Annotated in this window: 13 protein-coding genes and 3 pseudogenes; 12 read left to right on the top strand and 4 right to left on the bottom strand. The window is 56.7% G+C overall.

The window, feature by feature from the left end; all coding sequences use genetic code 11:
* Positions 1 to 270: 270 nt before the first annotated feature.
* Entirely contained in the window at positions 271 to 477 is a 207-nt protein-coding gene (locus SLW75_RS09030) for a nitroreductase family protein (protein ID WP_410934223.1), read from the bottom strand.
* Positions 478 to 921: 444 nt separating this feature from the next.
* On the opposite strand from SLW75_RS09030, the gene SLW75_RS09025 reads away from it, so the two are divergent.
* From SLW75_RS09025 to SLW75_RS09015, 3 genes and pseudogenes are all read left to right on the top strand, one after another.
* Positions 922 to 1,131, top strand: coding sequence for a hypothetical protein (locus SLW75_RS09025; RefSeq protein ID WP_410934222.1), 210 nt, complete (start codon positions 922 to 924; stop codon positions 1,129 to 1,131).
* Positions 1,132 to 1,276: 145 nt separating this feature from the next.
* Positions 1,277 to 1,454 (top strand): annotated as a pseudogene (locus SLW75_RS09020) (EamA family transporter); the annotation flags it as partial.
* Between the two features lie 29 nt (positions 1,455 to 1,483).
* Complete coding sequence (locus tag SLW75_RS09015) at positions 1,484 to 2,245, top strand: SDR family oxidoreductase (RefSeq protein WP_410934221.1); 762 nt, start codon at positions 1,484 to 1,486, stop codon at positions 2,243 to 2,245.
* Between the two features lie 37 nt (positions 2,246 to 2,282).
* Here the strand turns inward: SLW75_RS09015 and SLW75_RS09010 are convergent, their stop codons facing one another.
* Positions 2,283 to 3,251 carry an AraC family transcriptional regulator gene (locus SLW75_RS09010; RefSeq protein WP_410934220.1) on the bottom strand — a complete coding sequence of 323 codons (969 nt, stop codon included), beginning with the start codon at positions 3,249 to 3,251 and terminating at the stop codon, positions 2,283 to 2,285.
* 102 nt (positions 3,252 to 3,353) lie between these two features.
* On the opposite strand from SLW75_RS09010, the gene SLW75_RS09005 reads away from it, so the two are divergent.
* From SLW75_RS09005 to SLW75_RS08970, 8 genes and pseudogenes are all read left to right on the top strand, one after another.
* Positions 3,354 to 4,604, top strand: a complete 1,251-nt coding sequence (locus tag SLW75_RS09005) for an MFS transporter (RefSeq protein WP_410934219.1) — start codon at positions 3,354 to 3,356, stop codon at positions 4,602 to 4,604.
* Between the two features lie 49 nt (positions 4,605 to 4,653).
* Positions 4,654 to 5,985 carry an MFS transporter gene (locus tag SLW75_RS09000; protein ID WP_410934218.1) on the top strand — a complete coding sequence of 444 codons (1,332 nt, stop codon included), beginning with the start codon at positions 4,654 to 4,656 and terminating at the stop codon, positions 5,983 to 5,985.
* A 14-nt stretch (positions 5,986 to 5,999) separates the two neighbouring features.
* Entirely contained in the window at positions 6,000 to 7,664 is a 1,665-nt protein-coding gene (locus tag SLW75_RS08995; RefSeq protein ID WP_410934217.1) for a N,N-dimethylformamidase beta subunit family domain-containing protein, read from the top strand.
* Between the two features lie 406 nt (positions 7,665 to 8,070).
* A pseudogene (locus SLW75_RS08990) lies at positions 8,071 to 9,271 on the top strand (helicase-related protein); the annotation flags it as partial.
* A gap of 186 nt (positions 9,272 to 9,457) precedes the next feature.
* Positions 9,458 to 10,393 (top strand): hypothetical protein, encoded by a 936-nt coding sequence (locus SLW75_RS08985; RefSeq protein WP_410934216.1) that lies wholly within the window; start codon positions 9,458 to 9,460, stop codon positions 10,391 to 10,393.
* A 23-nt stretch (positions 10,394 to 10,416) separates the two neighbouring features.
* Positions 10,417 to 10,728: a hypothetical protein gene (locus SLW75_RS08980; RefSeq protein ID WP_410934215.1), complete on the top strand. Its 312-nt coding sequence runs from the start codon at positions 10,417 to 10,419 to the stop codon at positions 10,726 to 10,728.
* Positions 10,729 to 10,822: 94 nt separating this feature from the next.
* The gene (locus SLW75_RS08975; protein WP_410934214.1) at positions 10,823 to 12,325 is read left to right on the top strand and encodes an SEC-C metal-binding domain-containing protein; all 1,503 of its coding nucleotides are present in this window, start codon (positions 10,823 to 10,825) and stop codon (positions 12,323 to 12,325) included.
* Between the two features lie 71 nt (positions 12,326 to 12,396).
* On the top strand, positions 12,397 to 13,563 hold the full coding sequence (locus tag SLW75_RS08970; protein ID WP_410934213.1) for a hypothetical protein: 1,167 nt from the start codon (positions 12,397 to 12,399) through the stop codon (positions 13,561 to 13,563).
* Positions 13,564 to 13,968: 405 nt separating this feature from the next.
* On the opposite strand, the gene SLW75_RS08965 is transcribed toward SLW75_RS08970, so the two are convergent.
* Both SLW75_RS08965 and SLW75_RS08960 read right to left on the bottom strand, forming a co-directional pair.
* Positions 13,969 to 14,478, bottom strand: coding sequence for a ProQ/FinO family protein (locus SLW75_RS08965; RefSeq protein WP_410934212.1), 510 nt, complete (start codon positions 14,476 to 14,478; stop codon positions 13,969 to 13,971).
* Between the two features lie 190 nt (positions 14,479 to 14,668).
* A complete protein-coding gene (locus SLW75_RS08960) occupies positions 14,669 to 15,061 on the bottom strand; it encodes a VOC family protein (protein WP_410934211.1) in 393 nt (130 codons plus the stop codon).
* Positions 15,062 to 15,359: 298 nt separating this feature from the next.
* Between SLW75_RS08960 and SLW75_RS08955 the strand changes: the two are divergent.
* Positions 15,360 to 15,633, top strand: a pseudogene (locus tag SLW75_RS08955) (hypothetical protein).
* The last annotated feature ends 180 nt before the right edge of the window (positions 15,634 to 15,813 follow it).

The following is a 15,813-nucleotide window of genomic DNA, read 5'->3' as shown; positions in this document are numbered from 1 at the left end:
TGGCGCCGATGTACACACTTCCTAGCCCTAGGAATTGAGCGCCACGACCGCATTCTGAGCAGCCAGGGAAGCATCAATTGTTCCGAGTAACAGGCTTTCGAGGTAAGGAAGTGCTTCCAGTTCAGCATTATTCTGCTCGGCAACACGCGTAACTCTGGACAAGTCGGCAAGCCATACGAAGAACAGAGGTGCCTGTCGGATATAGGCCTGGTTTCCAGCGAGCGTGCTTAGTCGTGCCTTTCGATCAGCATCCTGCACAGCAATAACGCTTCAGACCTGCAGGTTTGACGAGGTTGACGCAGATTGCGCGGCGGCGATGAGCGTTTGGACTGTGCCTTCAGGCAGGGGCTCTGCAGTAAATGCGCGGACGCTGCGATGGTCGAGGAGTTGATCGATGATATCGTTACAAACGAGGAGCGCAGATGCATCCGGCTCACCATATCGAGCCGCCATCTTTGATTGGTTGTTGGTAGTCATGAACACTCTCCAAAAGGTGAACGGAGGCTATCAAATCGATGGCTGCGCCGCCTGCCCTAGCAAGAAAATCTTCATGTACCTATTCCTCAAAGTCAGAGCCACGAAGGTATATCCGTTTGTCTCCAACCCACTCGCCGCGCGCGGAACCTATCAAGTCCTGCGGGACATCGCCCTGGGTGTGCGCTGCTCGAACGGCAACTACCTAGGTCTGCATTCAGGCTCCTTTTTAGAGAGCAGGTATTTCCTGTGGACAGCCCTGAATTGCTGCGCAGCGTTGGGACATCGCAGAGCCCCGCAGAACTTTTGCATTTTCCGGTACTGACTCGGGCCGGTGCCGAGTTGGTACCAAAGTGGGACGTGTGGTTTCAAGCCTTCGGGCTAGCCTATTTGCCGCTCTAGAAAAGCGTCAGATTTGGCGATACCGATATGACGGCGGAGGCGACCTTGCTCGGCCAAGGTGTTGCATTGATGGGCAGCGGGCATGTCGAGAACGAAATCAGGGATGGCTGTTTGGTTCGGCGTTTTGATCTAGCGCTTCCATCGCCGCTCGCTTATTTCTTCGTATGCCCCAAGGGCATTGAATCGCAGCTGCACATCGCCAGTTTTCGCCAAACGTCAGTCAATGAAGCGCTAAAAGGACAGCGAGTAGAATAGTGATCCATGACCATCCGTTCATGCGGCGATGAGGAGACTTCGCTTTAGCCTTGGCGCCGATTTTCCTAAAGTGGTGCATGCCTATTCAGCTCATTTTCTTCGTACTTTTCGCCGCGTTCGTGCACGCCAGCTGGGACGCGCTGCTGCGTACGGAATGGCCATCTACGCCATGACGAAGCGCCCTTGGGCGTGGTATCCGCATTTCGCGAAACTAGCACGCTGTTGCGGCGTTGATTGGCTTCGTTTCTCTCGGCGAGACGCTCGCCGCACGCTGTTTACTGGCGTGCGTGGTGATCTCCAGCGGCACTCTCATCATCGGCTGATACAGCCAACGGCTCAGGAGCTATGTTCAATGGTCGACGTCTCGCAGGCACCGCTGATTTTAATCACGGGTGGAAGTCGTGGAGTGGGCGCAGCCACAGCCCGGCTGGCCGCCGCAAGAGGTTATGACGTCGCGATCAGCTACGTGGCCAATGAGGACGCAGCGCTGGCTGTGGCTGCGGATGTGGAAGCATTGGGGCGCAAAGCGTTGGCGATGAGGGCCGACAGCGCGGCCCCCCAGCAGGTGGCGGATTTGTTCGCGGCTATAGACCACTCGTTCGGACGCATTGACGTGCTGGTCAATAACGCCGGAATGCTGTCACCTCAGTCACGCCTGGAGGATCTCGGCTTCAAGCGGATGCAGCGCATTTTCGCGGTCAATGCCATTGGGCCAATACTCTGCGCCCAGCAGGCGGTAAAACGGATGTCTTACCGTCATAACGGCCCGGGCGGCGTGGTGATCAATGTCTCTTCGGCGTCGGCGCGCCTTGGTAGCCCCAATGAGTATGTCGACTATGCGGCGTCGAAGGGAGCCTTGGAAACTTTCACCATTGGCTTTGCAAAGGAAGTCGCACGGGAAGGCATACGCGTTAACTGTATTCGCCCCGGACATATCTATACCGAAATGCATGCTAGTGGCGGTGAGCCGGGGCGGGTCGATCGTGTCAAGGACTCGATCCCAATGGGGCGCGGCGGACAGCCTGAGGAAGTGGCACGCGCGATTCTATGGTTGGCGAGCGCGGAGGCATCCTTCGTTACCGGTACATTCCTAGACGTAACCGGCGGTAAATGAGTCAGAGGCATGGATCATCGACTACTTGCGCTAGATTTCAAGTAACAGCGGGCTGCTTCACCTTACGAATTAATCCAGGTGTTTTGCCCGTAACGCGCTTGAATGCACGACTGAAAGCGGCCTGCGATGTATAGCCCAAACGAAGCGCTACCTCTTCAATCGGTAGCCTTTCGAGGGTCAGCCACTGGCTTGCAAGGCGCATTCGCACTTCGGTGACATAGCGCAGCGGGGCCACGCCAATTGTCACCTGGAAGCGGTCTGCGAAGACCGAGCGTGAGGTATTGCATTGCTCAGCCAACTGCGCAACGCTCCAATCGCGGCCCGGTTGTTGGTGGAGCGCAAGCAGTGCACCGGCCAAGCGGGGATCGCGTAACGCGGCGACCAAGCCAGAGGCATTTCCGCAGGCGCACTCCACCCAGCCGCGAACGACCATGGCAGCCACGACATCGGCCAAACGCGCGAGGATACCGGCGTAGCCGACGCGTGCGGCGCTTACCTCGCGTTCCATGGTGGTCAGGATCGGTACCAGCCCGGGGTAACGCTGGCCACCGGCATCAATCAGCATCAGGCCCGGCATCAGCCTGCCAAGTCCATGGATACTGCCCAGCTCAAACTCCATACAACCACTGAACAAAATAGTGCTCGGCGTGGGACAGGCATCGGCTCCGGCGTCCACCGCTCTGACGGCGTCACCGAGAAGGGCGCCGTCTAGTCGGTCGATGTCTTGAACAGGCACGTCTGCATGGGAAAACAGTTGGTGAGCCGCGCCATGGGGGATGAAAACCGCATTACCGGCAGACAGCTCGTAGATAGTGCCGTCCTCCATTCGCAGCACGGCTTTGCCCACGGCCACGAAGTTGAACCAGGCATGCCCAGGTTTTTCCGTGAAGCCCAAACCGAAGATAGGGCCCGCCTGGATACGTCGGTATTCGACACCACGCAGGCGCATGCCGCGCAACAGCTCGTTGATGAAGTCCGAGGAAAGAGCAAACTGATCTACAGGCATTATTCAGGTTTTTTAGTCAAAAAGTAGAGACTGTTGATCATAGATCATCCAACTCTCGGCGCCTAGACTTCGGTTCGCAATGAAGATTGGGAGATCCGTGCAATGACTGACTGTGTATGTAACGCCGTATCCGACCTCTATCCCGGCGTCGGCGGGGACTTAGAGCCTGCGACGCCCGCGTGGATGGCCGTCTTCTCGTTGGCAATGGGTGTTTTCGGGTTACTGACCGCCGAGTACCTTCCGGCCAGTTTGCTGACGCTGATGGCTACTGACCTGAGAGTGTCCGAAGCCCTAGCTGGTCAGGCAGTCACGGTGACAGCCGTGGTAGCGCTGTTCGCCGGCCTGCTGGTGCCCGGCCTGACCCATAGCATCGACCGACGTTGGGTGTTGCTAGGGTTTTCCACGTTAATGGTCGCCTCTAATCTGTTGGTCGCTGCGTCCTCCAGCTTCGCGGTGCTGTTGTTGATGCGCATCTTGCTGGGTATCGCCCTTGGCGGGTTCTGGAGCATGGCGGCGGCGGTAGCGATGCGCTTGGTACCGAGTGCTCTATTGCCCCGGGCGCTATCAATCATTTTCAGCGGCATTGCCATCGGGACGGTCGTTGCAGTGCCATTGGGCAGCTATCTGGGCGGGCTTTATGGCTGGCGAAGCGCTTTCTATGCAGCGGCGGCGGTAGGCATGGTGACCCTGGCTTTTCAGTCGTTCACTCTGCCGAGCCTCGCGCCGCGTCGGCCGGCAAGACTGCGCACTGTTTTAGAAGTGTTGCAGCGCCCAGGCATAGCTATGGGGATGTTCGGTTGCGTGCTGGTGCACAGCGGGCACTTCGCGATGTTCACCTATGTTCGGCCATTCCTTGAAGGCACCACCGGCATTGGCTCGCAAGGGCTATCGCTGATGTTGCTGGGGTTCGGTGTGGCGAACTTCGTCGGCACGCTGTTGGCCGGGAAGCTGCTGGAGCGCCACCCGCTGGCAACGCTGGTGTTGATGCCCGCGCTGGTCGGCTTTGCAGCACTGGCGTTGGTGCTGTTGCCGGCCTCGTTGCCGGGGCAAGCGCTACTGCTGGCGATCTGGGGCTTGGCCTTTGGTGGTGTGCCGGTCGCGTGGTCGAACTGGGTTGCCAGCTCGGTACCTGATCAGGCGGAAAGCGCCGGAGGCATGGTGGTGGCATCTGTGCAGTCGGCCATCGCCACGGGCGCGGCCGCTGGCGGTGCAATGTTCAGCGTCGGTGGCAGCGAAGGCGTATTTGTGGCGGCGGCAGTACTGATGCTGCTGGCCGCGTTGCTGATTGGGATGCGTGTCCGCGTCCCGTCTGTTCAGGGCGTTCGCCACCCCAAGCCCGAGTTGCACCTTTGATTCGGTTTGCCAAACCGCCTCGATCTCGTCCGTCACCAGGAGTTACCTCATGAACAATACGACGTCTCACCAAGGACGCCTCAAATCGTTGCGCGCAGCAGGGATAGGCAATGCGCTTGAATGGTTTGACTGGACTCTGTACGCAACCTTTTCGGTGTACCTGGCCAGCAACCTGTTCGACAAGACAGATGCGCGCTCTGCGATGCTCGCGACCCTTGCCGTTTTCGCGGTTGGCTTTGTGGCTCGCCCTGTCGGTGGATGGTTGTTTGGTCGACTGAGCGACCGACTGGGGCGCCGTACCATCATGGTGATCACGATGCTGCTACTTGCTATCAGCAGCCTAGGCATCGCCTTTATCCCAGACTATCAAAGCATCGGCCTCTATGCCTCCGTCGCGCTGCTGTTTTTTCGCCTGATGCAGGGGCTCGCCCATGGTGGCGAGACCGGGGTCTCCTACACGTATGTCGCCGAGATCGCTCCCAGCAAACACCGTGGATTATGGTCGAGCTCAGTGTATGTAGGAGTAACGCTAGGGGTTATGGCGGCGACGGCTGTGGCGGCGACGCTGACGTGGCTGCTGGGTGCGCAAGCCATGGCTGACTACGGCTGGAGGGTCGGCTTCGCCATCGGTGGAGTACTGGGTATTTATGCGCTGTTTTTGCGCCGCAGTGCGCAGGAATCTCATGTGTTCGTAGCGCAGCAGGGGCAAGCGCGGCCGGCGCGCAAGCTGTCCACCGGGGAGATGCTACGCGTCGCGCGCAACATCGTCATGCTTGCAGCGGCTGCCAATGTCACTTACTACGCCTGGGTCACGTTCGGCGCCTCGACGGCGATTGCCCAGGGCATGAACGCCACGGGTGCCTATGTTGCGAGTCTTCTCGCGCAGATCCTCTGCGTGTGCTGGTTGCCGATCTGCGGAATGTTGTCCGATCGAATAGGCCGCCGGCCCATGGTCATCGCCTGGGGCCTGGGTGTCATCGTGCTGACCTACCCCATCTCGATAATGGTGACCACTGAGCCCTACACGCTGTTTCTCGCCCAGTTGCTAGGGCTCGGCGCTTGGTCGTTGATCGCGGCGATTTTCCCCGCCGTGCTGTCCGAGCAGGTACCTACCCAGGCAAGGGCTCAGGGCGTCGGCTTGGTCTCGTCGGTGTCGGTGGCGATTTTTGGCGGCACTGCACCCTATCTGCACAACTATCTTAGCGGCGCCGACCTTGGCTATCTGTACGTCAGCTATGTCATCGGGCTGGGCGTGGTCACCGTCCTGGCAGGGTTTCTGATCGACGAAACGGCGGGCATCGATCTTGCGCACATCCAGGCGCCTGGTGCTCGAGTCAGCGCAAATACCTTGGTGGGTCGATCCGCCGAATCAGCCAAATAAAGGAGTACGACGCAATGGATTCCACAGCCCCCAAAAACCCTGCTGCACGAGGTGAACGACCCGGAGGCAGCGTGACCGTCAGCCAGACTTCAGGGCCGCGTCAGGCCGCACGCGAGACCTGGGTTGAAGTCCCTTCAGAGTCCGGCCCGGCGGCCGCCTGGTGCTATTCGGATCGCCGCGCCTACAGCCCGGGTGATTCAGTTTGCCTGTATCTGTCGTCGAACTGCCCACAAGTAAGGCTCAGAATCTATCGCGATGGAGCCACTGCCCGCACGCTGCATACCACCGACAGCCTTGATGCTCGATTCCACCCGATACCTGAACGTGCCTATGAGCATGGCTGCCAATGGCCAGTCTTCATGCAATGGGCAATCCCGGCTGATGCTGAGCAGGGTGGCTATATAGTGGAAATACGGGACAGCGCTAGCAGCGTCCTCGGGCATCATTTGTTTATCGTCAAGGCGCTGCGCAAGCGTTCAGATGTTTTGGTACTCGTCGCGGCCACATCGACGTGGGCCGCTTATAACGACTGGGGCGGTGCCAATCATTACTTTGGCCTTCACGTCGGCACCCCGCGTGGCCGCTCGCCGTTGCTGTCGGCACAGCGACCCTGGGCGCGAGGGCAGGTGTGGCTGCCGAAGGATGCACCACGTTGCGTCAACGTGAGCCGGCCCCGCCAGCCCGGCCCGGCGCGCTATGAATTCATCGAATGGGCTGGCCTTAACGGGTACGCCAAGTACTACGCGCTGGCGGGGTGGGCTTCTTACGAGCGCCCCTTTGTGGTCTGGGCCGAGCAGCAAGGTTATACGGTGCATATCCTGACCCAAGACGATTTGCATCACGACCCGCACGCGCTAGAGGGCTACGCCTGCGCCGTCTTCGCCGGGCACGACGAATACTGGACGCGGGAAATGCGCGACCAGGTCGACGCCTTTGTCGAGGGCGGCGGCAAGGTCGCGCGTTTCGCCGGTAATTTTATGTGGCAGATTCGCCTGGAGGATGAGGGGCGGCGGCAGGTGGCCTACAAGTACGATGCCGGTGCGCTCGATCCTGTGGCGGCTATCGAGCCTTATCGGCTAACGGGGGCTTGGGAAGATCCGAGGGTAAATCATCCCGGGGCATCGACTTTCGGGGTGAATGCGCTGCGCGGGATATACGGTAGCTTTGGGGGAATGGCCCCGCGCAACCCGCGCGGGTACACGGTCTTCAGGCCTAAGCACTGGGCGTTTATGGGGACGGGCCTCGGCTACGCGGACATGTTCGGAGACGAAGCCAACATCTTTGGCTATGAGGTGGATGGCTTGGAATACACGTTCGTCGACGGCCTCCCAGAACCGCTCGGTACAGATGGGGCGCCCTGCGGATTGCAAATTCTCGCAATGGGCTGGGCGACCAATGCCGAGCATGGCCGATCCGAGGATGCCTATTCATTCATGCTCGGCGATGGCGATGCCCGATTTCGTGCTTCCATCCTGGCGCCCGACCTCAGCGACGCCAGCATCGGTCTGCATAGCCGTGGGGCCGGTATGGTGGTGCACTTCCACAAAGGTCGAGGTGAGGTCTTTACCGCCGCCACGTGCGAATGGGTTCATGGGCTCATGCAGGCCGACATTTACACCGTGATGATCACAAAAAATGTGCTTGAGCGTTTCTTGCGCAATGCACAGGAGGTCTGCTGATCTCCTTAAAAAGGAGATTGTGGCTTTGGCATAACTGCAAGTCGGCGTGTTGTTTCAAAGATGCGTAGATCATTGAAAATGGCTCCGGCAGAGAACGCCCGCCAGGTGTTCAAGCGGAACCGTCGGATCACCCAGGTATTGGGGATCCGATCGTATCGCGTGCCCCAGAGTCGCACCACCTCCACCTCCTGCGCAGTACCACTGAGTGCAGTATGGAGCCAGGATCAACGCAAAACACCAAGGCAAGAGAGCTACCTTCGAGGTAAAGAACTCCAGTGATAGCCCTTCAATGATAGTTGTCAAAGATTTTGCTGGTGTAATGGCGGGCTCTCAGTAATGCGAAGGGCGTCGAATGTGACGGTGTTATCCACCATCAGCGTCTTCGATAATATGGCTTTCAATCCAAGCCCGAACAGTTGCGTTTCCGAACGCAGAACGCCTATGTCGTCTGTGCGAAATCAGCGATATGCCCAACGAATCCCCGCCTCATCACGGCAGCCTTTCGAAAGACCTTCGAGAGGACACGAGCGCGCGCTCAAAGCAGGTGCGCCACCGGCAACCGCTGTATGCACTACCACCCTGGAGCTCGGCATAGACGTCGGCAATCTCAAGACAGCCGTCCAGATAGTTTCGCCTCCATCAGTTGCTTGCCTGCGCGAACGACTGGGCAGATTAGGCCGACGCAACGACGAACCTGCCACGCTCCGGGCGTACTGTCAGGAACGTGAGCTTACTGACCAGTCGCTGTCATCAGACCTGCTCCGCCAGAATCTCGTCCAAACCATCGGGATGATCAAACTGCTGATTAATAACTGGTTCGAGCCGCCTAGGGCTGAGGGCTTGCACGCCTCGATTCTGGTGCAGCAGATCCTGTCAATGATCGCACAGCAACGAGGCGCCAGCGCTGCCCAGCTATGGGGTTGTCTGGTTGAAAGCGGGACATTCAAGAGCATCTCCAAGATTCATTTCTTTTCTCTGCTGAAAGATCTCGGCGAGAAGAGACTGATCGTGCAAGACAGCTCGGGGCTAGTGTCGTCACTGCCGCCCGAGCCGGTCAGCCACCCCATTTCGACGGGCTAGGTGCAATGGTGCACGATCATCTCCGCGAGGAAATGCGCGCTGTGCTGACCGAAACGCCGCCCTGCCCCTTCATCAATAGCAAAGCAAAGGAGTTGCTGAGCGAAGCGCGTAAATCGTTCAGATCACTCGGGCTGGTAAATGAATTCACCTATGGTTCTGACTCGAAAACTCATTTACTCACTTGGCGCGGCGATCAAACCAACTACGCTCTGGTACTCATGTTCAACCATGTTGGGATGGCTTGCGAAACTTCAGGCCTTGCGCTGTCGGTCGGTGGTTCGCAAAAAGATGTCGGGGACGCCCTCGCCAGAATCGCTGAGCTAAACCCGTACGACATCGAGTCGCTGCTGGAAGGAGTGGAGAATCTCATCAGAGAAAATTGGGATTGGGCTCTTCCCCGCTCATTGCTGATGAAATCTTACGCGTCATCTCAGCTGAATTTCAAAGGAGCTGTTGAGTTTGCGGAGCTGTTCAGTAGCCGGTGGGTTCATCGGGGAAATGCCTTTGAAAGTATCACTGTCCACTAGCCTCGCAACACTGAGATATCCCTGCTTCCTGTTGGCACTACCCTACCCAGTGGAAAGCAGTGTTTAAACTCCATGCGCATGGAGCCACCTGTTTAGCTTGGCTCTTCACTGATAGGCCTCAACTCGTTCCGATAATAGTCGTACGATGGTAGATTGCCACTTTTACCTTTAGCAAAGGAATGTGTTGTGAAGAAAGGTTTGGTAGTTTCTTGTTTGGCCCTCTCATTGACAGGGTGTGGTGATGGCGGCGAGAGGTATAAGAAGGAGGCCGAAAGCCTTCGTGCGGAGGTGACCTCTCTTCAGACACAGGTTTGGGCGGCCAACAGCAGGATTAGCCAGCTTCAGCAGGAGAACACGACCCTTAAACAAACGCCGCCAATCTTCTTAGCGCAGGTGAGAAAGGCTGTGGACATCGGAGACGAAGCAGCCGCCAAAGCAGGCTTAGAGTCCTTGATCTCCCGCTACGCGGACTCAGCGGAAGCCGCCGTCGGGAATGGGCTTGTTCAGAAAATGATCAGAGATCGGGAAGCTAAAGATCAAGAGGCACGTAGGCTGGCGGCTTTAGGGATGAAAGCAGTTCCGATAAAAGGCTCATTCGCTGCGGACGAGAGCACCATCTCACTTCAGTCTGCTCAGATGGGCGCCCAGTGGACATTCAATAATCACGATGATGAATATGAGTACCGTTCGGCCGAACGTGGCTCGAAGTACATCACAGCGACCGCTACCTATTCATCCAAAAGCAAAGACCCTCTGTTGGCTCCTCTTATCGTTTACGGATCAAACGGCGGCGAGCTTAAGCGGCTAGGAATCATGAGCTTCGAATTCGTACGCTGGAGCAGTTATGCGACGTTTTTGGGTAATTACCATGATGATGCGAACGATTTTGCCAACACCGCTAGCATCAGATTTTCCATGGGGCTCCAAATTGCCAATGACGAGATCACCAAGCCGCTATACATCGTAGCGTCTTTCCTGGGCTGCGCAGATCGAAGGTCTGATCGATTTGGCAATCCACCGGTGAAGTACGCCACCTACAATTGTGATAAAGCTGCTCCCGACGTGCTCCATGCGAGTGACTTCAAAGACGGTCGATTTGGCATCGTAAAGCGCATAGATTAACTGCAGAGTAGGACTTTCATGCAATGAATAACGTATTAATCGCAGGGGGCATTGCCCTGATCACCTTGGCCATTTACACCCAAATTACGATATTCGCCGTGCCACCTATTGGCGCTGTTCCTGAGGGAAGGACAATTGTAATGCTGCGCCTTAATAAAACGAAGTTTATCGATAGCGCTGATGCTATGTGCGTCCGGATTCAAGGGTACGTGAACCTTATCTGCCGGGGAATGACCATGGGGGCTGTATTGAACGCCACCACCATCCTGGCACGCCTTCCCTACTCCGAAACCATTTATAAGATCAGTACGGGCGGCGATTCCTACACCCGATAGCCCCATACGCCCAAAGCACATATGAATGGGGGCACACTGCGGGAGGTCTTGTCCCGCCGTGTCCACATCGGTTAACAGCACATACGGCTAAACCATGAACGATATTGAGTTTGCGCACGGCGTGAGTCCCAACCTTGGTGATCTGTACGAAAGGGCCGCAAAATACGGCGTTTCCGCGCCTGGATACGCACTCACGCTGCTACGGAGTTTTGCAGAAACAGTGTGCGAAACGCTTGATCCGAATATGGATCGGGGGAAGAAGCTTGAGCGAAAGATCGCCAGAATGAGAGACACGGGCCTGGTAGACCACACAGTGCTAGCCCCCCTACGGATTCTGCAAAAACACGGAAACATCGCGGCTCACCCTAAGGCATTCAGTTTTACTACCCACGACTATGCACAGATGCTGAAAGAGGCATTGCCGGCTGCGTTAAAACTGCTTGAGCATCTGTACGGCCTTAATTCGGTTGATGGGGAAGCTCCTAGGTATACGGTCACCCTGCCAACTCGGGACAACTTACAACTGATCAGCTACCAGGCCGTTTTTGAGGAAGACGCTGACGCGCGGCACATGCTGGGGATTTATTTCAAAGAGAAAGCTGATGGCCTAAGGGCCACCGAGTCTATGTTTCGTGCTGATGATGGCTACGGCTTCGATTCACGCAAATTTATCGATCAAGCCAATCACTGGTTTAAGCTGGCCGCGCACGACTGGCATGTCGAGGCACTGTATGAGTACGGCGTTTACCTAGCACGGCTTCAAGGAGAGGACTTCCACGACCAGCGCAAAGAAGGGGAGCGATACGTGTGGCAAGCGAGCGAGAAAGGCCACGTAGATGCCTCGGCTTTCATCGGTGACTGCTATTTCTGGGGCTCAGCGTTATATGAGCAAGATCTGGACGCCGCCCGAGGCCTGTACCAACAGGCGGCATCCCAATCGCACCCGGAGGCAATCGCCCAACTAGGGGCAATGCATGAACAAGGCCTCGGTGGCCCCGTAGATTTCGATGCTGCTTTCCAATGCTCTCTGCAGGCTGCCGAAGCTGGTTTTCCGCGAGCACAATTTCACCTGTACTCACTTCATAACCAAGGGCATGCCTTTCCCGATGACAGCCCAAAAGCCATCGCGTGGCTGGCTGAAGCAGCAGATCAAAAACATCCCGAAGCGATGCTTGAACTAGCCGGGTTGATCATGCAAAAAATCATTCCGGGACGCACCAGCATTGACGCTCGAGCGCTTTACGAACAATGTGGTCACATCCAAGAAACTCAGATACGAGCTTGGTATCGATTGGCCCATCTTTTGGCAAAGCAAACGAATGACCTAGACGCACTCCAGAGGGCTCTGAGCTGCCTCACCAACTGCCAGGATGCGATTGTCAGCACTTCGCAGCATCGAGATCTGCTTCCGGGTTGCGACAGACTTACCCCCCTACTCTGGGAGCAAATCAATGTCACCATTAACCGTGCCCATCCTCAACTCGCGCGCGCAGCAGCCATTGTTTCTCGACGTCCCTACACAGGTACACCGGTAGGTCGAAACGAGCCTTGCCCATGCGGCTTGAACAAGAAGTACAAGCACTGCTGCCTGCAGTGACAGGTCGCGATAGGAATCACCGTCTGGGAATCGCCCGCCCGTTGCCACTCGACTCATGAAAAGGATGTCAGATGAACAAGCTGTCAATAATCGCCAGTGCGCTGCTACTCGCCACGCTGTCCGGTTGCTTCAACAAAGAGCTCACTCCCGAGGAAAAAACGCTAACCGAAGCGCTGCGCAGCGAACTCAACTCCACTAAACAAGAGATCGGTGTGGCAAACAGCACTGCCTCAACGTATGGCGGTGCCATCAAGCTGCTTGCCACGGCACGCTTGGAGATTCTGAAAGCCAATGAGGCCCTACTGGAGCAACGTATCCAAGCGATCGAATCGGGTGCCAAAATCAATATTCAAGTCCCGGCAGTGCAGCCTGATCAGGTGCTAGCGTCATCAATCGCTAATGAAATTACGACGGCGAAAGCAGGCATTGCGGCCGGGCAGGTTGAAGCTAACCAATATGGGGGACTCATCAAAGCATTGAAGCTCGCAACAGTGGCAACCCAGGAGCAAACGCTCGCGATGCTGGAGCAGCGGTATTTGTCAGCAAAGTATGGTTTGCCACAGTCCGCAATGGGTGCGCCCACAAGTGGCCAGCTCAGCGCCTCGACCTCGACCTCGACAGCCGTATCATCCCCAAAGCCTTCACCAGCACCTGCGCCACAACTGGAAGAGCGGCTGTCGATTCCTCCAGCAGACGGGCCATTGGGCTTTGCTGCTGGGTTAAGCAAGAACGAAATCGAAGCAATGACAGGCGTAACGCTTTCACTCATAGACGAGAAGCAAAGCCTTTACGGCCTAGAAAAATCACCCAAGCCAAACTCCTCCTTTGCTCAGTTCGCGCTGGTGGTGTCTCCAACCGCTGGGTTGTGCCAGATTCGCGCGATCAGCAAAGATATCCATACCAGTAGATTTGGATACGAGCTGAAGTCGTCGTTCGATGAAATGAAGGGTGCCTTAACTGAGGTGTACGGTAAGCCAGTGCTTATGGACACTCTGATCGCCGGCAGCATTTGGCGCGAGCCAAAAGAATGGATGATGAGCCTGCGCCAGAAAGAACGGTACCTATCCGTTGCATGGACAGCGACTTCAGCGAGCCCGCTGAAATACAACCTCTCCGAAATCGAAATGGACGCCAGAGCCACCTCCAGCGATGAGGGTTACTACATGCTCCAGTACACCTTCAATAACTGGAATGTGTGTCAGAGCGAGGCAAAGGCCAAAGCTCGCAGTTCCCTGTAACAGGCCATCGGCGCGCCCCTCCGCACATCGAAGAGGTCATCCGGTGAGTAGCTGCTATGAACGAGTATTGAATGTGAGCATTCCCAGCCAGATTTCGGTTACGCAGGGGGTAATGATCAGGGCATAGCGCCGTGGGCTTCAAAAACTCGCCAACACCAACCTGTTAACAAGCCTGCGGGTACGGTGGCCTGGCGACACGCAAGCGGAGCGCGCAGGCCTTGGCCGGAGATGGGAGGATGGAAGCCCGGCAGGGCCGAGACGAAGCGGTAACGCGTAGGCTCGGTTCACGACAGCCGTCCGCGAGAGCGGCCCACAAAGCGCTGTTGGCAATGCCGGGCTTTCCCTCCTCCCTCATCGCCAAGCGTCTCTGTGAGATTGGACACCTACGTCCCATCCTGACTGAATTCAGTCTGTAGCCTGCTCCACCGCAGTAATGGCAGCTGGAGCCTGGCCACCTCCCTTCAAATTCGCGCGCTGTCGCCGGTCTTGGCCGCGTTGCCGCGAAGCCTGCTGCTTCGCATACGTAGCCTGGGTGCCGGTCACAATACCGGCTGATTGACCACTTAAGTCCAAGCGTGGTGCGTTCTCCACCATGCTTGCCCAGTACCGAGCTCCACAGCACCAAGTAGAGATACCCAACTTCAACTGTTCACGGGTCAATCCGAGCAGCTCAAGGTGCTGCTCAGCATCCTTTAGAATGCCCTCTTTGAGCGGAACCTTGGGAGCCGGATTGACCGGGAACGCCAGTGGAAAGTGCTTCTGTAACGGCCAGATCGCTTCCACCGCTGGATCTTGGATACGAGCCTTCGCCTGCGGCGAGGACTTACGCTTGAGAGCCTTCGCGCTAGCAGCTTTTGGCGGCTCTTTTTCAGCCCTCAGGCGGTCACGTAATTCAGCTAGTTGTTCAAAACCCATCGTTCTATTCACTGCCCGAAGGTTGATTGCGGGTAGCAAGGATATTCCATGCAGCGCTTGAGGTCAGTCGAGACGGTATATCTCGGCAACATCGATTTGACGGAGACGACCTCTACGTATTTGTTGTGCCTCCTGGCAGCTTTAACAGCCTCCAGCTCAGCAACCAGAGGTGCTTCGATAGCCACGTCTGTCACTCGTTGAAAAACACCGCGACCTTGTTGCCGGTCGGATCTCTCAGGTAGGCCACGTAGAAATTGGGCGTGTACGCAGCCCGTGTCCCCGGAGCGCCCTCATCCACTCCTCCCTGCTCCAATGCGGCAACGTAAATTGCGTCGACCTCAGCCCGAGATTGAGTTCGGAACGCCGGCATCATCCAATTGCCATCAGTGGCTGGCCCACCGTCAAAAGGTCTGCCGACATGGAGTGTCCCTGGGCCATTCAATCTGTCTACCGTACCTGGAAGCGAGTAGCTGCAGACGCCTTCGGAGTAGCCTTTTTCATACCCCAGCGGCAGGAGAATTGAATCGTAGAAGGCCACGGATGCATCGACGTCGTTTGCACCGATCCACAGATAACTGAGCATGATCATCTCCAAAGGTTGATCTGGCTTACATCATGCGACCAGATCCAAGTGGCTAGATTCGCTATCGTCAGTCGCCAGGGGCAACGATGCCCACTCGCCTGGTATACCTACTCTCGCCGGAAGCTAGACAGACAGCGGATCGACCTGACCTCGTCCACTATCATCAAGGGCGCGGGTTATCAAGATTCAAATATCGAAGAGGTAGGACAGGCAGTAACTGGCTCAAAGGACTCATGCCATGAATCCCACAACCCCAGACGGTCGCTATTTTGTTGTCAAAGGACGGTTGTGACGTTGTTTGAATCCGGCGCTTGATGAAGACGAACGTCAGAAATTGGTGAATGACCTTATGGACGCCACGCGAGCTGTGAAGGCCGCCAAGGCTTCAGGTGATCCAAGGGAGATGAAGAATGCCAAGGATCGCGTTCTGGCTGCCGAAGCGGGGCTCGGGGGGCGTGGGCCGGTTTGGTGGAGTGACGGAGCTCCAGACCTGAATCAGCATAGGGTTGAGACCCCTCTATGCTAACTGGTATGTGACGCTCAGTAACCCAAAGCTCCTGAATACCCGATGACCGCGCCAAAGTGTTTGAAGCTGGATATACAGGGCGCTGACGGGTCAAGGTACTGGTTCATGCAAGGCTTCTCCGTCGGCAGCATCAATCGTACAAAGACGTACGATAGGCGATGATCCTCCTGCCTACGAGTATAGCCTTGATGCGTCAAAATCTAAGCCCGCCTCTTTCATTCCTCGC

The organism is Pseudomonas sp. W5-01, assembly GCF_046540435.1.
Taxonomy (GTDB): domain Bacteria; phylum Pseudomonadota; class Gammaproteobacteria; order Pseudomonadales; family Pseudomonadaceae; genus Aquipseudomonas; species Aquipseudomonas graminis_B.
Note: the sequence above shows the minus strand (reverse complement) of the source record. Positions and strands in the feature narration are given on the sequence as shown.